Source organism: Ochrobactrum sp. Marseille-Q0166 (assembly GCF_014397025.1).
Taxonomy (GTDB): domain Bacteria; phylum Pseudomonadota; class Alphaproteobacteria; order Rhizobiales; family Rhizobiaceae; genus Brucella.
On sequence record NZ_JACJUO010000002.1, the window covers coordinates 217,334 to 235,432 of the forward strand.

Below are 18,099 nucleotides of genomic sequence, written 5' to 3' on the forward strand. Positions count from 1 at the left end.
CAACAACCTCACTCACTGGATTGCTCCTCCCGCGTTGCCTTCACCGTCATTGGTTGCTGCTGCAGCTGGATTTTCGCGTGCATTTTCCGGCTCCGTATCAGGTGGTAGCAAATAGCTCGTCACTGATTGATCTTTCACCAAATAACGGCCCGCGGCATCCTTAACCTGATCGACCGTCACCGATTTGATGAGGTCCGGCCATTTCTGAATATCTTCGATATTCTGGCCAATCGACAAGGTAGAGCCATAGATGCGGGCCATCCCAGACTGGCTATCCCGTGCAAATGTAACAGCTTTGAGGAAACGATTTCGTGCCTGATCCAACTCTTCCTGTGTCACACCGTCTTTAATGATCCGCGCAACCTCGGCATCAACCGCCTTTTCTACATCAGCCAGTGTCTTACCCGTTTGCGGGGAGCCATAGACAGAAAACGTTCCGTCATCGAGTGCATCACCATCATAGCTTGCCCCGGTGTTCGACGCGATGCCCTGTTTGACGATCAACTCTTGATAAAGACGTGAGCGCAGCGAACCGCCTAAGATTTCACCCAGCAGATCAAGCGCAGGCGCATCGCCCTGCTTCACATGCGGAAAGCGCTTTTCATTCGCATAAGACGGTACCAGCCAAGATACACGGAAAGAAGGCGTACTCACCCGATCATCATGCAAGGTTACAACCCGCGCTGCGTGCTTTTCCGGTTCCTGCGGACGTTCCCGTGGCAGAACCTCGGCACGCTTGGGGATTTTTGCCCAGGTTTGCATGACGAGATCACGGACGCGTTCAGGTGTCACGTCCCCGGCAATAACCAGTGTCGCATTATTCGGCGTGTAATATTGGTGGTAGAAATCAACCGCATCCTTCAGGCTGAGTTTCTCCATTTCCTGCCGCCAGCCGATAACCGGCACACGATAAGGATGATTATAGAACAGCACGGCGTCAGTGTTTTCCATAAGCATCGCTGCGGGGTTTGAATCGACCCGCATACGACGCTCTTCAAGGATCACCTCTCGCTCTGTCGTGACCGCTTCTTCATCGAGAACCAGATTGGCCATTCGATCGGATTCATAACCCATCACCATTTCGAGCGCATCGGGTGCAACACGTTGGAAATAGGCGGTATAATCATAAGAGGTGAATGCGTTTTCCTGACCGCCAATCGCTGCGATCTTCGCGGAGAATTCGCCCGCCGGATAAGTCTTGGTGCCCTTGAACATCAAGTGCTCAAGAAAATGCGCAATACCGGATTTTCCTGGAGCTTCATCAGCGGACCCGACATGATACCAGATCATCTGAGTGACTACCGGCGCACGGTGATCCGGAATAACGACGACTTTGAGGCCGTTTTCCAGCGTGAAGCTGCTGATATCTTCAGATTTCGTGATTTCTGGCAGATTTTGCGCAGGCTGAACAGCTACCGTATCAGACGACACGACGGGAGCAGATGTCTGCGCCTGAACAGAAACGACTGCTAGCGGCAGAGCAAGCGCGAAACCGAGTGCCGTGGACAAGAAAAAGCGCCGGAGTGAGGGGTTATACACCAAACGACATCTCCAATCAGTTTTGATTTCGCCGTTCAAAAGGACGAAATGATCAAATTCAATATCAAATATCACTGCCAGCCCCGGTTATCCGGAACCAGCGGATTTTCAGCCATGCCTCAACTGAATAAGACGAATGATGGTGCCACCATAATTTCGTTCTTCATGAACGACGAATCGTTCATCCAGTTCAAGCGATGCTTCTGCTTCCTCTTCAAGCACGATAAGTGCGTCAGGATTAAGCCAATCACCTTCCAGTGCAGATAAAAGAGCCTTTTCCCCCATGCGGCGACCATAGGGTGGATCAGCAAATATCAAATCGAAGGGTTCCATCGTGCCCGCTTCGCCCAGCTTGCAGGCATCACGGCGCAGAACCTTGGTCTGGCCCTGAAGTCCGAAAGCTTCGATGTTCTGGCGAAGAATGCCGCGACCTTCTGCAGATTCTTCGACAAAAACCGCATAGCGGGCGCCGCGAGAAAGCGCTTCGAGTCCGAGCGCCCCCGTCCCTGCGAAGAGATCAAGCACACGACCGCCATCAACCTTATCGGGAAAGCTGTGTGCGAGAATATTGAAAAGGCTTTCACGCGTGCGATCCGTGGTTGGGCGGATCGCATTTGTTGCCGGTGTTACGAGCGTACGCCCGCGGAATTTACCGCCGACGATCCGCACCACCGCCCCCTGGCTTGCCACCGCGTGGCTTTCCATCACCCGATCGGCCGTTGCTCGGCTTACCACCTGAACCGGAACGATCCGGACCCTTGCCAGAGCTTCCCGCACCCTTCGACGGGCCGCGACCTTCGCCTGAACGCGGTCCGCTGCTGCGTGGGCCACGATCAGCGTTTCCACCACCAAATCGGCCGTCACCACGCGGAGCTGAAGGCTTGCCAAAGCTGCGGCCTTCATAACCACCCGATGACCTCTCACCGCCTTCAGCCTTCAACTCAGCACGCTCGCGCTTACCCGGACGGCGTTCCTGCTTCCGATCATCACGGCCTTCAGGACGTGGACCGCGCCCCTCTGACCGGCCCTCAGAACGACCTTCATAACGGCGTGGACGATCCTCACGGCTTTCGTCACGACGCTGTTCACCGTCGCCAAAACGGCGTGGACGTGACTGGAAGTCACCTCCACCACGCGGGGAACGGCTTACAGGGCGTCCTTCCGAACGGCCCTCAAAGCGACGCGGACGATCTTCACGACCCTCATCGCGACGCTGATCACCTTCCTCGAAGCGACGTGGGCGAGATTTGAAATCGCCTTCCGACCGGCTTGCACGTTCACCACGAGCCGTGGCACGCGCTGCTTTTTCTGCGGCAGCTTTTTCACCCTGTGGACGTGCGCCAGATGCCATCCAGACGTTCACGCCACCACGACGACGCGGCTCGACCTTGTCTTCTTTTTTTTCCGGGCGTTTACGGCGCTCAGGCTGACTCGAAATCCATTCGCGCTCACGCGGCTGACGACGATATTCACCTTCTTGCTCACGCGGTTCACGCTGTTCCATTTCGCGCGCAGTGCGGCCCTGAACAACGGTGTTGGAAAATTCATTCAGAATTGGCGCATCAAAATCTGCGCCCGATTCTTCTACAAGCTTTTCACCGAGCTGATCGCGCAGAATGCGTCCGCGAATTTCACGCACGCCGCCTTCTTCCAGATCACCAAGTTGGAAAGGACCAAAAGAAACGCGGATCAGGCGCCCAACAGTGAGACCCAATGCACCGAGAATGTTCTTAACTTCGCGGTTTTTGCCTTCGCGCAGACCAATAGAAATCCAGACATTCGCGCCCTGCTCACGTTCAAGCGTCGCTTCGATACTGCCATAAAAGACACCATCGACGGCGATGCCGTTTTTAAGCTCGTCAAGCTGTGCCTGCGTGACCTTACCATGGGCGCGAACGCGATAGCGGCGCAGCCAGCCGGTCGAAGGCAGTTCCAGAACGCGCGACAAACCACCGTCATTGGTGAGCAGCAGCAGGCCTTCTGTATTAATATCGAGACGACCGACAGAAAGAACACGCGGCATTTCGGCGGGCAGTGCTTCAAATACAGTCGGACGCCCTTCAGGGTCACGATTTGTCGTCACAAGGCCAGCAGGCTTGTGATAAAGCCAAAGCCGTGTGCGTTCGGCCTGCTTCAACTGCTTGCCGTCAACAGTGATAACATCACTGCGTTTTACATTCACTGCAGGACTTGCAAGCACTTTCCCATTAACCGCGATACGACCAGCCGCGATCATTGTCTCTGCTTCACGGCGCGAGGCGATACCTGCACGTGCCAGACGCTTGGCGATACGTTCGCCACTATCTTCATCTTCTTGCGGCGGGCGCGATCCAAACTTGCGCGGAGCGCCGCGTTCATCGTCACGGCGAGGCCTGTCTTCACGCGAACCAGCTTCCCGAAATCCCGGACGCCGCTCACCGCGTTCGCCGCGCGTGCCGCCCGCGCGATCTCCACGGCCTTCACCGCGACCGTATGGAGGACGTCGACCGCCCTTATTGTCGTCTTCTGTACTCATCTGATATTAGCCTCTCAGCAGCGTCGCCTTGCCGTCTCTTGCCGCAGGGAAGCCGGCGAGTCACAGTCTGATCAAGGACGCTGTATAAATCCGTTCGCAAATCGGTTTTGATTTCGTGACTTATGCAGTAACAAATCGCTCATAAGCTTGCGAGTAAAATTTCCCTCTACCGGCCATGAAATGAGGTTGGATTGAAAAAGGTTACGGATATTGCATCCATTAACGGCGCGACTTTCATGGATGTTGCACTCGAAGAAGCCAAATCTGCTGCTCTTCGTGGTGAGGTGCCGATCGGCGCAGTCATCGTGCATGATGGAGAAATTATCGCACGCGCAGGTAACAGAACACGTGAATTGAATGATGTCAGCGCCCATGCCGAAGTGCTGGTTATTCGGCAGGCTGGAGAAAAACTTGGCTCCGAACGTCTGCCGGACTGCGATCTCTATGTGACACTTGAGCCATGCGCCATGTGTGCAGCCGCTATCTCTTTCGCACGTATTCGCCGTCTTTATTATGGCGCGGCTGATCCGAAAGGTGGCGGAGTGGAATATGGGCCGCGCTTTTACACACAGCCCACATGTCATCACATACCTGATGTTTATGCCGGATTTTCAGAAGAAGAATCCCAGAAGCTGCTTCGGGATTTTTTCCGTGAGAAGCGATAAACTTTTTTAACTGGCCACCCGGTGTCCGATCATATGACGCAGCGTATTATCGCGCAGCGCAAAATGATGAATAAATACCATCAACACATGGCCTGCTATGATAGCCAACAACACCCAACCCAAAAAACCATGGGCGGCATTAGCTGGAGCCGTTAAAGCAGCGTCTTGAACACCCGTCTTCGCAAATATCTGCATTCCGAGAAACGAGAAACCGCGGCCACCGCCATAAGTTCGTAACAGTGCAAGTGCCGGAACCGCGAACATCAGCGCATAAATCACCAGATGGCCAAGCCCTGCCAGCTTACCCAACGTACCCGACTTATGCGGGCGACGCGACAGATTGAGCAATCCCCAGATACCCCTGAAAAGCACAAGCAGCAGCAATACAAAACCCACTTGATAATGCGTCGGCCAAAAGAAATTATAGAGCGAGGTATCTTTCGCGAGTACACGAAGGATTGTCGATGTGAACTGCCAGGCAAAAAGCACGGCCATAGACCAGTGGAAACAACGGCTGACCAGCCCGTAACCATCAGAAGTGTCCCAAAAGCGGTTTGATTTATTCATAATAAGCACCTTACATCCCGAAAAGAGCAGATTACGATCTGCCAGAATGTACTCCTTGATTGAAATCAAATATTTCTCAAAATAACCGACATTAAAAAAATTTAATGTACAATAATCATACGCCTAAACACGGTATTTTCATGACATTGCGGTATGTATAAATATAATCAGCCAGAAGCGTTAACTTCTGGCTGACCAAACAATAAAAGATGATATTTTATATAATCAATTCCATGGCAGCATATCGCGCCAGCTTTTACCACCGCCAGCCGCCTTTTTGCGCTCACGTTCTTTCTGCGCTTCATCTTGCCCAAGCTCACCCGCAGATGCAGTAGGTGCTGGCTGACGATAAGCCAATGGCGGTTCACTGAGATACTTGCGCGTTGAAGATGAACCCTGTGCCTGCTGTTCGCGCGCTTTCTTCAACTCTGCAACACGTGCAGGATCCGCGGTCGGCGTCCGTGTCGCGAATTCTTCACGACGGCTGCTACCGCTTGGAAGGTGGCTTGCATTGCTGGCAATCGGTGCATCCTGCTCAATCGGCGAAACAAAGTTCGGATTGTCACGATTCGCAGTGATTTCATCCCGCAGACGCTTGCGACGCTGTTCTGGTGATTCCGGCCATGATGGATCACCAGCACTTGCCAGACTCTCTTGCGGAGCAGGCAATGAGCCCTTATCACCCGCTGCCGGACGCACAAGATCAGGACGCGGCTTATAATCAATGCGCTCTTTTTTCTTGCCCTGACCGAAGCTAGCCATATTCGACATATCGTCGAGAAGCTGAGCACTCGCTGTTTTGTCGGTCCCGTAGGTCGGCGACGACACGCAGCCAGACAGTGCGAGACCCGCAACCGCCGTCATCAATACCAGAACTCGTCCTTCAATCTTCATAAGCGCCACTTCTTTTACGCCTGTCGATTTTCTCTATGTCAGAGAAGTTTTCACACCTCTGCCTCAGAAAACCGGCAACTCCAAGGCAGATTGCAAGTTTATCTCAAAGACTGCCTTTTACATGAGACCATCTCGACGGGCAATCGCGTTATTAACCGCTATTTCACCATGTTCTCACGCTATAAGGCAAGCCTTGCAGCGAAAAGCCCGGAACTTCACCTGGTGACCGGGCTTCCGATTATTAGGCTGAAAGCTTACCAAGAGCTTTCAATTCATGCAGTGCGAGTGCGTCACGCGCCGAGACTTCCGGGAATTCCGGGTCCGAACCGACATCTGTCGTATAACGCCATGAACGAGCACACTTCTCACCTTCCGCACGAACAGGAACAACGGCAACGCCTTTAACTTCATCTAGCGTGAAGGCCTCAGCAGGCGCAGCAGCATCGGTGAGTGAGATACCGCTGGTAATGCAAATCTCAGCAAAATCCAAGCCATCAAGCGAATCGGCAAGGCTTTTGTCGGTGATGTAAACGACCGGAGCTGCTTCCAGCGAAGAACCGATGCGCTTGTCCGCGCGCTCCAGTTCCAGCGCACCCGTAACAACACGGCGAACATTGCGGACCTTGCGCCATTTTTCAGCCAGCACGTCATCGCGCCATTCCGCTGGAATTGTGCGGAATTGCTCGAGATGGACCGAAGCCGATTGCGGATAGCGATCAAGCCATGCTTCTTCGGTGGTGAAAGGCAGCATTGGTGCAAGCCATGTGGTCACACGATCAAAGATCGCTCGGACTGTCTGAAGTGCAGCCTTGCGACGCGCGCTCGATGGCGCATCGCAATAAAGAGCGTCCTTGCGGATATCGAAATAGAACGCCGAGAGTTCGACATTCATGAAATCGATCAAAGCGCGGGAAATACGCTTGAAATCAAAAGCATCATAACCTGAACGTACGACTTCATCGAGTTCAGCCAAGCGATGCAACATCAGGCGTTCGAGTTCAGGCAGATCGGCGTGAGGCAGCGTTTCGCCTCCGTCATGGGCGAGTGTGCCGAGCATCCAGCGGATCGTGTTGCGCAGCTTGCGATAGGCGTCGATGTTGGTCTGGATGATGTTTTTGCCCAGACGCTGATCTTCCCAATAGTCGGTCGTCATGACCCAAAGACGCAGAATATCGGCGCCTGAGTCCTTGATCACATCCTGCGGCGTCACAGTGTTACCAAGCGACTTCGACATCTTTTTACCATTCTCATCCATGGTGAAACCATGGGTGACAACGGCATTGTAGGGCGCACGGCCTCGCGTCCCGCAGCTTTCCAGCAATGATGAATGGAACCAGCCGCGATGCTGATCCGAGCCCTCGAGATAGACATCGGCTGGCCACTTCATGTCAGGACGATCTTCAAGCGTGAAGGTATGCGTCGAACCGGAATCAAACCATACGTCAAGAATATCGCGAACCTGCGTCCAGCCTTCGTTGGCGCGGCTGCCTAGGAAGCGCTCACGTGCACCTTCCGCAAACCATGCATCAGCGCCTTCTTCCTCGAAAGCTTCGAGAATGCGCTTGTTAACGGCATCATCCTGAAGAATATTGCCCTCTTCATCCGCGAAAACGCAGATCGGCACACCCCAAGCGCGCTGCCGTGAGAGCACCCAGTCGGGGCGACCTTCAATCATCGCGCGCAGACGAGTCTGCCCGGCCGCAGGCACAAAGCGGGTTTCTTCAATGGCTTTGAGCGAACGCGAACGCAGCGTTGTGCCATCGCCAAGGTTCTTGTCCATGTAGACGAACCATTGCGGCGTATTGCGATAGATAATTGGCTTCTTCGAGCGCCAAGAATGCGGATAGGAGTGCTTCAGACGACCGCGTGCAAAAAGATTATTATGCGCGATGAGCTGCTTGATGACAGCGTCATTGGCATCGCCCTTTTTGCCATTGTCGTCGATAACGCGCGCGGCACCACCTTCCCGATCAGGACCAAAGCCTGGCGTATCCTTTGTGTAAAAACCGTCGTCGCCCACCGGGAAAGGAATGCTCGGATCAATGCCGCGTGCTTCAAGTTCACGCGCGGCATCCATCCATGCTTCAAAGTCTTCGCGACCATGGCTTGGCGCGGTGTGAACAAAGCCCGTACCGGCATCATCGGTGACATGGTCACCAGAGATAAGCGGAACAACAAACTCATAACCGCCGGCGAATCCTTTGAGCGGATGATTAAGCTGGAGCGCACCCAGTTCTTCAAACGTCACATCACGCAAGCGCTTGAATTCCAGCTTTGCTTTCTTCGCACACTCTTCTGCCAGCTTGTCGCCGAAGATGAGCTTTTCGCCAGCCTGCGGGCCGAAATCGTTTTCAGCAGCAACGACTTCGTAAAGACCATAAGCAACCCGGCTGGAATAGGAAACCGCACGATTGCCGGGAATGGTCCATGGAGTCGTCGTCCAGATAACAACGGAAGTTCCGGCAAGATCACCAGTACCGGCGACCGGGAACTTGACCCAGATCATATCCGACTCAATATCATGATATTCGACTTCGGCTTCTGCCAGCGCTGTACGCTCGACAACCGACCACATGACTGGCTTCGAGCCACGATAAAGCTGGCCACTGGCTGCAAACTTCAACAGTTCGCCAGCAATCCGCGCTTCCGCGTGGAAGTTCATCGTTGTGTAGGGATTTTCAAAATCGCCACAGATTGCGAGACGTTTGAACTCTTCAGACTGAACCTTGATCCAGCCCGCTGCGAAATCACGGCATTCCTTGCGGAATTCGTTGATCTCGACTTCGTCTTTATTCTTGCCCTGTGCGCGGTATTTTTCTTCAATCTTCCACTCGATCGGCAAGCCATGGCAATCCCAGCCCGGCACGTAGTTCGAGTTGAACCCGCGCATCTGGAACGAGCGGGTGATGACGTCCTTGAGGATTTTATTCAGCGCATGGCCGATATGAATATTGCCGTTTGCGTAAGGAGGGCCATCATGCAGCACATAAAGCGGGCGGTCCTTCGCATCTTCACGCAGCTTTTTGTAGAGGTTCATTTCCTCCCAGCGCTGCACGAAAAGCGGTTCGCGCTGCGGAAGACCTGCACGCATAGGAAAATCGGTCTGCGGAAGATTAAGTGTCTTCGAATAATCGATCTTATCGGTCATTTTATCATTTGCCTGTAATCCCGCACGACAAACTGGCGGGTGAAAATGCTTGAAAACTGAGAAAGCGCAAGGCGCAACAGGTCATTCCCGGACCTTCCTCCCCAGCGTTGCGTTTCTCGCAACGCCATCGGGTTTTAAAGGAAGGCCGGGCCAATAATTCGGCCAGTGCTTCTTATGAGCATGCCGATATGCCGAAAATCCGTCATCATGGGCACGCTTTTAGCAATCACCATCGCAGGAATAAAGAGGCAGGGCGCAATAAACTTGCAGCCCTGCCTCTGAAAACCTTACAGATTGACTAATTTCAAATCAGTCGAGCGAAAAATCGAAACGATAAGTCGCCGACACACCAACCGTAAACTGGTTTGGCGAGCCATGATCCTTAACGATACTCGAATTCTTGGCCTTATCCTGGAGGCGATTATATTCAGCAAACAGACTGGTATCGATCTTATCCGTTGCCTGCCATGTTACAGCGCCACCGACCCCGACCGATTCCCAACCGCCACCCGGACGATATTCCTTCAAACCGGAAGCCACAGCTTCTTCAGCCGTCACACCATAGTAAGTGCGCATGTAATCCTTGGATGCGAATGTCGCACGCGGACCCGCAGAAACGCGAATTTTCGGCGTTACATCGTAAAAGGCATCAGCGGCGATATCAGCAACAACACCCTTATGCGCACGAATGCCGTGACGAACTTCACCGCGGAAACGTAACCAGTCGGTCGGATAAACGTCCACGAAACCGCCAGCCTCACCGCCGAATTTCGTTTTGTGTATGCCTTCAATGTCGGTATCGCGCTCGAACATCAGTTTTCCAACCGCACCAACGCGAAAACGATCCTTGTCAATGAAAGCAAACGACGCGTTGTCATTGCGCGACGAAAAACGTTCCGCCTCGCCCTGACGGCCGAGAGAAATAAGCGGCTGCGCCGAGAAGCGATACTTGTTGGAGCCCTCAAATTTAGGGGCAATCATTCCGGCTGCACCGACTTTAAGATACCAGTCACCCGACCAGAAATGCTTGCGCGCTGGCTGTGCAACTTCTGTCGTGTAGATATCAGTCTGCTGCACATCAGCAGCAAACGCTGACAATGGACTAAATAAAGATACGGCGCCCGCGACCAAGGCAAGAGATACAATACGCGTCACTTGATACTCCGATCAAACAGTGCCCATAAAACTTTGGGGCAATTAATACTGCTTGAACGAAATATGTAAAATTAAACTTAAACACCGATGAAAACGACAACACTTATTTTCCCATAAGTGTTGCATTAGAACACTACTGATTAGAAAACGATAATAGACGATCCAAATCAGAAATCGGCTTTGCCCCGGCGAGCAGGCTACGCGCTTCTTCTTCATCCCGCTTCATTTGAGTAATCAGCGGATCAAGTCCCTCGAATTTCACTTCACCACGCAAATAGCCGAAGAAAGATACTTCAACGATTTCACCATAAAGATCGCCGGAGAAATCGAAGACAAATGTTTCAAGCAATGGCTTTCCATCGCTGGCTACTGTCGGGCGCCGACCAAAACTCGCAACCCCATCATGCAGAATGCCATCGGCTCTGCGGAATCGCACCGCATAAATGCCATGCTTCAGACTGACATGATCATCAATCACCATATTGGCAGTTGGAAAGCCGAGCGTCCGGCCCAGCTTCTGCCCATGGATGACCTCACCGCTGACACGATAGCGATACCCCAAAAGGCCCGCAGCCTCAGCAACCTCGCCATCACAGAGAAGCGAACGAATGCGTGTTGAGGAAACAATTTCCCCGCCCTCGTCGCTGAATGCATCAACGAGCGAAACACTAAATCCAAATTTTTGCCCAGCCTCGACCAGGAATTCCGGCGTGCCGCGACGGCCTTTGCCGAAATGGAAATCATAGCCCGTTACCACGCAATTGGCTTGCAAACGGTCCACCAGAATAGTGCGAACGAAGTCTTCAGCCGAGAGCGCCGAAAAATCACCCGTAAACGGTTGTTCAACTACCGCATGAAACCCCATGAGACGCAGAATTTCAGCTTTTTCGGCGGCATCCGTCAGACGCTCAACAGGTTCGTCCGGCTTGAAAAAGCTGCGTGGATGCGGCTCGAAAGTCAGAACGACAGCCGGCAGTCCATCCATCTGTGCCAGCTCCAGCGCCCGTTCCAACACGGCCTGGTGGCCGCGATGCACACCATCAAAATTACCAATCGCCACCACGCAATCGCGCAGTGATTGTGGCAATTTGTCTGTTTCTGAAAGGCGCTGAAAAACTGGCTTTGTCATGATCGGCTTGTTCTCGAGCAATTATCAGACGAGCGCGTAAAGCGCGGCAACCGGCGCGTTTCCGTGCTTCTTCAGGAAAGCGTCCATTCTCTCGAAATCGACTGTTCCGTCCGTAGTATAATCTGCGGCATGAACGCCACCGGAAATATAGAGCACGTCGAGACCGTAATCCGCAGCGCCCTTTACGTCTGTAAGCACACCATCGCCGATACCCAGAATTCGGGACTTATCAACGGGCTGACCACGAATTTCCTCGACCGCCTTTGACGCCGCTTCATAAATCGGACGATGTGGCTTGCCGGCAATCAGTGTACGGCCACCAAGCTGACCATACTCACGGGCCAGCGCACCAGCGCACCATATGAGACGCGGACCGCGCTCAACCATAATGTCGGGATTTGCGCAGATGAAAGGCAAATTGCGCGAGCGGAGGCGTTGGAGCAAATCCGCATAGTTTTCTGGCGTTTCGGTTTCATCGTCATAAAGACCGGTACAAACGACACCCGATGCTTCAAACTCTTCCACCAGCTCAACATCCAGCCCCTCATAGATCGCGAGTTCCCGTTCGCTGCCGATATGAAAAACTTTGCGCGGGCCTTCGATGATAAGATCACGGGTCACATCACCGGACGTTACCACGCGGTCATAGGCGTCTTCCGGGACACCCAGCAGTGTCATCTGCGCAATAACGCTGCCAAACGGGCGCGGTGCATTGGTCACAAGAATAACCGTAATGCCTTTGGCGCGCGCCCGTTTCAGGGCTGCAACTGCCGGGGCGAAAGCCTCCACGCCATTATGCAAAACACCCCAGACATCGCAGAAGATTGCATCATATCCATCCGTCAAATCGTCCAGGCGTTCAGGCAGTTTCATCATTTTCCTCAATATCACTATTGTCCGGCAGCTACGCTCGTAAACGAATGTATCGCGTGGTTCCTCTACAAGACGCAAGCCTTCATGTCACCCGGCTTGAAGCTTTCTCCGCCCAGATCAAACAATTCTGTTAACCAAACACAATGTTTCCTGAAGATAACCGCGTGGGGGCAGCAATTTCCCGCTCCTTCTTGCCCAACAACTATATAGTCCCCACATTGAATGGAAGGGCCGACGCAACAGCATATTTCATGCGCACCGTGCCCTGTTGAGAAAAATTTATTTTCTGCCCTGTCAAAAAACGGCAACGATCCTTGACAATGAATAGGACCACTTCTATCTCTTGGGCACGTTAGCACTCAGACAGATCGAGTGCTAACAAGTTCGGATCGGTTCGATCCGTAAACAGGGTTCAACGTCTATAACACCAAGGGTTATACCATGGCTGATATCAAGTTCCGCCCGCTTCATGACCGCGTCGTCGTTCGTCGCGTTGAATCGGAAGCTAAGACTGCTGGCGGGATCATCATCCCGGACACCGCTAAAGAAAAGCCGCAGGAAGGCGAAATCGTCGCTGTTGGCGCTGGCGCTCGTGACGAAGCTGGCAAGCTGATCGCCCTCGAAGTGAAAGCTGGCGACAAGGTTCTGTTCGGCAAATGGTCGGGCACCGAAGTCAAGATCGGCGGCGAAGATCTGCTGATCATGAAAGAATCCGACATTCTGGGCATCGTTGGCTAATCCCTTCTGGCTCGCGCCGGCTAGGCGAAGCCAAAGATTAGTTTCTGCTTGAATATTAATTCACCATAATCTGACCGGGACATTTCCCAGGAGAGTAAAATGGCTGCAAAAGACGTAAAATTCGGTCGCACTGCGCGCGAAAAGATGCTGCGCGGCGTCGATATCCTCGCTGACGCTGTTAAGGTAACGCTCGGCCCTAAGGGTCGTAATGTTGTTATCGACAAGTCCTTCGGCGCTCCGCGCATCACCAAGGACGGCGTATCGGTTGCCAAGGAAATCGAACTCGAAGACAAGTTCGAAAACATGGGCGCACAGATGCTGCGCGAAGTGGCTTCGAAGACCAACGACACTGCTGGTGACGGCACGACCACTGCGACCGTTCTCGGTCAGGCTATCGTTCAGGAAGGCGCAAAAGCTGTTGCTGCCGGCATGAACCCGATGGACCTGAAGCGCGGCATCGACCTCGCAGTAACAGAAGTTGTTGCAAACCTTCTCGGCAAAGCCAAGAAGATCAACACTTCGGAAGAAGTCGCTCAGGTTGGCACGATCTCCGCTAACGGCGAAGCCGAAATCGGCAAGATGATTGCTGAAGCGATGCAGAAAGTCGGCAACGAAGGCGTGATCACGGTTGAAGAAGCCAAGACCGCTGAAACCGAACTCGAAGTCGTTGAAGGCATGCAGTTCGACCGCGGCTACCTGTCGCCATACTTCGTCACCAACCCAGACAAGATGGTTGCTGACCTCGAAGACGCTTACATCCTTCTGCACGAAAAGAAGCTTTCGAACCTGCAGGCTCTTCTGCCAGTGCTCGAAGCTGTTGTTCAGACCTCGAAGCCACTCGTCATCATCGCAGAAGACGTTGAAGGCGAAGCGCTTGCAACGCTCGTTGTCAACAAGCTGCGTGGCGGCCTGAAGATCGCTGCTGTTAAGGCTCCTGGCTTTGGTGATCGCCGCAAGGCAATGCTCGAAGACATCGCGATCCTCACCGGCGGTCAGGTTATCTCCGAAGATCTCGGTATCAAGCTCGAAACCGTTACGCTCGACATGCTCGGTCGTGCGAAGAAGGTTTCAATCTCGAAAGAAAACACCACGATCGTTGACGGTGCAGGCCAGAAGGCTGAAATCGATGCTCGCGTTTCGCAGATCAAGCAGCAGGTCGAAGAAACCACTTCTGACTACGACCGTGAAAAGCTTCAGGAACGCCTTGCCAAGCTCGCTGGTGGCGTTGCCGTGATCCGCGTCGGCGGTGCAACGGAAATCGAAGTTAAGGAAAAGAAGGACCGCGTTGACGACGCCCTGAACGCAACCCGCGCTGCGGTTGAAGAAGGTATCGTTGCTGGTGGTGGTACTGCTCTGCTCCGCGCTTCGGCTCAGATTTCGGCCAAGGGTGCAAACCCTGACCAGGAAGCTGGTATCAACATCGTTCGTCGCGCTCTGCAGGCTCCGGCTCGCCAGATCACGACCAATGCTGGTGAAGAAGCTTCCGTGATCGTTGGCAAGATTCTTGAAAACGCTTCGGAAACCTATGGCTACAACACAGCGAATGGCGAATTCGGTGACCTGATCAAGGCTGGCGTTGTTGACCCGGTTAAGGTTGTTCGCACCGCTCTGCAGAACGCAGCATCGGTTGCTGGTCTCCTGATCACGACTGAAGCTATGATCGCTGAACTGCCTAAGAAGGATGCAGCTCCTGCTGGCATGCCTGGCGGTATGGGTGGTATGGGTGGCATGGATTTCTAAGAAATCCAAAGACCCAATTATCTTGGAAAAGGCGGCCTTTAGGTCGCCTTTTTCATATTGCGTAACTCTTTATGATTTATAGAAAATTCACCTAAATTGAGCTTTTACGTAGATAGCCAATGTATTTTAGAATTTTCTGATTTACATTCTGCGCAGTTCGTGATCAATCGCTGTGTGATACTGGATAGACTTCCTAATTGCCCCCGCACTTGGAAGTCTTGTCTCAGGCAACAGGAAAGGCAGGCTTACGCCTGCCTTTCCACTTTTTAGTTTATAACTGTTATTCGCTGTTTTCAGCTTCGACCCGTTGGGCGTCATGACATAGGCCTTTTTGGCGATTGCCCACTCCCCACAATACGATTCAGCCTGAGAAGATAACTTGCCAATTCCGTCAACGCATATTCCACTTTGAGTATGCTATAGTCAGGAAAACAGTTCTGGATATAAATCCGTCGCGCTTGAGATGTTATTCACGACGTTCAAGACTGTCATCTATATTCTATTCCCGGATTATCTGGCAGTCGTCAGGAAGCGGGCTCTGAATTGAAGTGCGCACGCCTCAACTCAATCGTTATCGACAAGCTGTGGAACTTCGCAAACGCTTGCAATCCTGCTTGTCGCACTGTTTTTGCGCACTATGATTACCTGAACAGACAATCAGATGGATAATCATATGCGCAAAGAACTGCCGATAGCCACCGCACCAAAAGACGGACGCAAAGTCACCGTGGTCTGGATCGATGATGATGATCAGCGCAATGAATCGGTCGGGCAATATCGTTCGCTCGATAAGCTGAAAGCCGGGGGCGGCGACTGGGATGAAACTGACACCGGCTGGTGGGTTTTCACTAACAGCAAAACCCAGCAGAAGGTCGAACCAACTGCATGGATTTCCGAAACCGACGACGGCGAAGACGACAACGAGGATAACTAAAGCGCGAGTCATTGCTGATAAAATTTGACTTTTACATTCATATTTTATCAAATGATTGAGAGCTAAGGCTTTGCTGTGCAAGCAGTCCATAGCCAATAATCCAGCTATGCTGTTATTCTCGATTCTACGGGCGGTCATTTTCGTCGCCTGAAACAAGCCGGAGACTGAAGATGACTGCCACGCGTACCGAAACAGACACTTTCGGACCGATCAATGTTGCCGCCGACCGTTACTGGGGCGCGCAAACACAGCGTTCTTTGCAGAATTTCAAGATTGGCGGAGAGCGCATGCCTCTGCCTCTTGTTCATGCATTGGGCGTTGTCAAGCGCGCAGCAGCTGAGACCAATATTGCGCTTGGCAAGCTTGATCCGGTTCTCGGGCAGGTCATTGCCGTCGCGGCATCCGAAGTGATTGAGGGCAAGCTCGACGATCATTTCCCGCTTGTTGTCTGGCAGACGGGCTCCGGCACTCAGTCGAACATGAACGCCAATGAGGTTATTTCAAACCGCGCGATCGAACTACTGGGCGGTGAACTTGGCTCGAAAAAGCCGGTTCATCCGAATGACCATGTCAATATGAGTCAGTCTTCTAATGACACGTTCCCGACTGCAATCCATATCGCGACAGCAGTTGAAACTGTTCAACGCCTCTATCCTGCTCTGACACACCTCACCAAAGCGCTTAAGGACAAAGAAGAAGCCTTCAAAGACATTATCAAGATTGGCCGCACGCATACACAGGATGCAACGCCCGTTACGCTCGGACAGGAATTCTCCGGTTATCGCGCGGCCCTCGAATATGCGCGCCATCGTATTGAGCAGTCGCTTGCTGACGTGTTTCTGCTGGCACAGGGCGGCACAGCCGTTGGCACGGGTCTTAATGCACCAAAAGGTTTCGATACCGGATTTGCAGATGCGGTGAGCGAAATCACCGGCTTGAGCTTTAAGACAGCACCCAACAAGTTCGAAGCGCTTGCAAGCCACGGTGCGCTTGCGAACTTCCATGGCAGCCTGAATGCACTTGCCGCTGATCTCTTCAAGATCGCCAATGACATCCGCTTCTTAGGCTCCGGCCCGCGTTCAGGTCTCGGCGAGTTGTCTCTGCCGGAAAATGAACCCGGATCATCAATCATGCCGGGCAAGGTTAATCCAACACAGGCCGAAGCTTTGACAATGGTGGCAACACAGGTCTTCGGCAACCAGACCGCGGTAACCGTTGCTGCAAGCCAGGGACATTTCGAGCTTAACGTCTTCAAGCCGGTCATTGCGTATAATGTCCTGCAATCGATCCGGATTCTGAGTGACGCCATGGTATCTTTTGCAGATCATTGCGTGGAAGGAATTGAAGCAAACGAGGACCGCATCAAGGACCTTCTCGAACGCTCCCTGATGCTGGTGACCGCCCTCGCTCCTGCAATCGGCTATGACAATGCCGCCAAGATCGCAAAGACCGCACACAAAAACGGCACGACCTTGCGCGAAGAAGCACTGAACAGCGGCCACGTATCGGAAGAAGATTACGATCGGCTTGTTCGCGCCGAGAAAATGATTGCACCTGAATAACTGTACACAATAATCGAACGAACTGTCGAGGAATATCTATCTTTCCTTGACAGTTGGAACCATTTAATTGGTAGCTCATATTCATTTGGAGATACCAGAAATGTCCTCGATTACTCCTCAGAGCAACAGCGTGGCTACGCTAGTCGCACGCGTCTTCCTTTCGATCCTCTTTATTCTCGCTGGCTTCAGCAAGCTGACCGCTATTTCCGGCACAGCTGGTTACTTCGCAGGCCTTGGCCTTCCTGTTCCAACTGCAACCGCCGTTCTGGTTGGTCTGGTTGAATTCGTCGGTGGTCTCGCCATTCTCGTTGGTTTCCAGACCCGTATTGCTGCTGCAATCGTGGCTCTGTTCACCATCGGCGCTACGCTAGTGGCACACATGAACTTCGCCGAAGGCATGAATGCCATGATGGCACAGAAGAACCTGGCTATTGCCGGTGGTCTGATCCTTCTTGCTCTTCATGGCGCTGGTTCGATCTCGATCGATGCAAAACGCGGCTAATCCCCGCTCTCATGCCTGATTTTGAAAAGCCGTGCCTTATCAGCACGGCTTTTTAGCACCCACTTTATCAAGACACAGAACTGTTACTTAAAGTGCGTCAATATTGCGTCTGGCGAACTTGTAAGATAATGCAACCGC

General features: G+C 52.8%; 15 protein-coding genes. 6 read left to right on the forward strand and 9 right to left on the reverse strand.

Annotated elements, in window-relative coordinates; genetic code table 11:
• Window positions 1-12 precede the first annotated feature (12 nt).
• From H5024_RS12165 to H5024_RS12175, 3 genes are all read right to left on the reverse strand, one after another.
• On the reverse strand, window positions 13-1,539 hold the full coding sequence (locus tag H5024_RS12165) for a pitrilysin family protein (protein WP_187547183.1): 1,527 nt from the start codon (window positions 1,537-1,539) through the stop codon (window positions 13-15).
• A gap of 108 nt (window positions 1,540-1,647) precedes the next feature.
• Entirely contained in the window at window positions 1,648-2,208 is a 561-nt protein-coding gene (gene rsmD / locus H5024_RS12170; protein WP_273727420.1) for a 16S rRNA (guanine(966)-N(2))-methyltransferase RsmD, read from the reverse strand.
• Window positions 2,189-4,054, reverse strand: a complete 1,866-nt coding sequence (locus H5024_RS12175; protein WP_187547188.1) for a pseudouridine synthase — start codon at window positions 4,052-4,054, stop codon at window positions 2,189-2,191. Before H5024_RS12175 ends, rsmD begins: the two co-directional genes overlap by 20 nt.
• A gap of 236 nt (window positions 4,055-4,290) precedes the next feature.
• Between H5024_RS12175 and H5024_RS12180 the strand changes: the two genes are divergently transcribed.
• Window positions 4,291-4,719, forward strand: coding sequence for a nucleoside deaminase (locus tag H5024_RS12180; protein WP_187548590.1), 429 nt, complete (start codon window positions 4,291-4,293; stop codon window positions 4,717-4,719).
• A gap of 6 nt (window positions 4,720-4,725) precedes the next feature.
• On the opposite strand, the gene H5024_RS12185 is transcribed toward H5024_RS12180, so the two are convergent.
• The 6 genes from H5024_RS12185 to H5024_RS12210 all read right to left on the reverse strand — a co-directional run bounded on the left by H5024_RS12185 (window position 4,726) and on the right by H5024_RS12210 (window position 12,485).
• Window positions 4,726-5,286, reverse strand: coding sequence for a cytochrome b (locus tag H5024_RS12185; RefSeq protein WP_187547191.1), 561 nt, complete (start codon window positions 5,284-5,286; stop codon window positions 4,726-4,728).
• A 225-nt stretch (window positions 5,287-5,511) separates the two neighbouring features.
• Window positions 5,512-6,180: a hypothetical protein gene (locus tag H5024_RS12190; RefSeq protein WP_187548591.1), complete on the reverse strand. Its 669-nt coding sequence runs from the start codon at window positions 6,178-6,180 to the stop codon at window positions 5,512-5,514.
• A gap of 241 nt (window positions 6,181-6,421) precedes the next feature.
• A complete protein-coding gene (ileS, locus tag H5024_RS12195) occupies window positions 6,422-9,328 on the reverse strand; it encodes an isoleucine--tRNA ligase (RefSeq protein ID WP_187547193.1) in 2,907 nt (968 codons plus the stop codon).
• A 309-nt stretch (window positions 9,329-9,637) separates the two neighbouring features.
• Window positions 9,638-10,483: a MipA/OmpV family protein gene (locus H5024_RS12200; protein WP_187547195.1), complete on the reverse strand. Its 846-nt coding sequence runs from the start codon at window positions 10,481-10,483 to the stop codon at window positions 9,638-9,640.
• Between the two features lie 133 nt (window positions 10,484-10,616).
• On the reverse strand, window positions 10,617-11,612 hold the full coding sequence (locus H5024_RS12205) for a bifunctional riboflavin kinase/FAD synthetase (protein ID WP_187547197.1): 996 nt from the start codon (window positions 11,610-11,612) through the stop codon (window positions 10,617-10,619).
• Between the two features lie 24 nt (window positions 11,613-11,636).
• Complete coding sequence (locus tag H5024_RS12210) at window positions 11,637-12,485, reverse strand: TIGR01459 family HAD-type hydrolase (protein WP_187548592.1); 849 nt, start codon at window positions 12,483-12,485, stop codon at window positions 11,637-11,639.
• 441 nt (window positions 12,486-12,926) lie between these two features.
• On the opposite strand from H5024_RS12210, the gene groES reads away from it, so the two are divergent.
• The 5 genes from groES (at window position 12,927) to H5024_RS12235 (ending at window position 17,961) form a co-directional block, all read left to right on the forward strand.
• Window positions 12,927-13,223, forward strand: coding sequence for a co-chaperone GroES (groES, locus tag H5024_RS12215; RefSeq protein WP_006472506.1), 297 nt, complete (start codon window positions 12,927-12,929; stop codon window positions 13,221-13,223).
• A gap of 99 nt (window positions 13,224-13,322) precedes the next feature.
• A complete protein-coding gene (gene groL / locus H5024_RS12220; RefSeq protein WP_187547199.1) occupies window positions 13,323-14,963 on the forward strand; it encodes a chaperonin GroEL in 1,641 nt (546 codons plus the stop codon).
• 673 nt (window positions 14,964-15,636) lie between these two features.
• Window positions 15,637-15,897 carry a hypothetical protein gene (locus H5024_RS12225; RefSeq protein WP_187547201.1) on the forward strand — a complete coding sequence of 87 codons (261 nt, stop codon included), beginning with the start codon at window positions 15,637-15,639 and terminating at the stop codon, window positions 15,895-15,897.
• A gap of 170 nt (window positions 15,898-16,067) precedes the next feature.
• Entirely contained in the window at window positions 16,068-17,459 is a 1,392-nt protein-coding gene (gene fumC, locus H5024_RS12230; RefSeq protein ID WP_187547203.1) for a class II fumarate hydratase, read from the forward strand.
• Window positions 17,460-17,559: 100 nt separating this feature from the next.
• Window positions 17,560-17,961 carry a DoxX family protein gene (locus H5024_RS12235; RefSeq protein WP_187547205.1) on the forward strand — a complete coding sequence of 134 codons (402 nt, stop codon included), beginning with the start codon at window positions 17,560-17,562 and terminating at the stop codon, window positions 17,959-17,961.
• Window positions 17,962-18,099: the final 138 nt, after the last annotated feature.

Excerpts from the sequence above, each read along its gene's own strand:
- fumC (WP_187547203.1), top strand. The coding sequence starts at position 16,068 with ATGACTGCCACGCGTACCGAAACAGACACTTTCGGACCGATCAATGTT.
- H5024_RS12175 (WP_187547188.1), bottom strand. The coding sequence starts at position 4,054 with ATGAGTACAGAAGACGACAATAAGGGCGGTCGACGTCCTCCATACGGT.
- H5024_RS12180 (WP_187548590.1), top strand. The coding sequence starts at position 4,291 with ATGGATGTTGCACTCGAAGAAGCCAAATCTGCTGCTCTTCGTGGTGAG.
- H5024_RS12185 (WP_187547191.1), bottom strand. The coding sequence starts at position 5,286 with ATGAATAAATCAAACCGCTTTTGGGACACTTCTGATGGTTACGGGCTG.
- groL (WP_187547199.1), top strand. The coding sequence starts at position 13,323 with ATGGCTGCAAAAGACGTAAAATTCGGTCGCACTGCGCGCGAAAAGATG.
- H5024_RS12235 (WP_187547205.1), top strand. The coding sequence starts at position 17,560 with ATGTCCTCGATTACTCCTCAGAGCAACAGCGTGGCTACGCTAGTCGCA.
- H5024_RS12210 (WP_187548592.1), bottom strand. The coding sequence starts at position 12,485 with ATGAAACTGCCTGAACGCCTGGACGATTTGACGGATGGATATGATGCA.
- H5024_RS12205 (WP_187547197.1), bottom strand. The coding sequence starts at position 11,612 with ATGACAAAGCCAGTTTTTCAGCGCCTTTCAGAAACAGACAAATTGCCA.
- H5024_RS12225 (WP_187547201.1), top strand. The coding sequence starts at position 15,637 with ATGCGCAAAGAACTGCCGATAGCCACCGCACCAAAAGACGGACGCAAA.
- groES (WP_006472506.1), top strand. The coding sequence starts at position 12,927 with ATGGCTGATATCAAGTTCCGCCCGCTTCATGACCGCGTCGTCGTTCGT.
- H5024_RS12190 (WP_187548591.1), bottom strand. The coding sequence starts at position 6,180 with ATGAAGATTGAAGGACGAGTTCTGGTATTGATGACGGCGGTTGCGGGT.
- ileS (WP_187547193.1), bottom strand. The coding sequence starts at position 9,328 with ATGACCGATAAGATCGATTATTCGAAGACACTTAATCTTCCGCAGACC.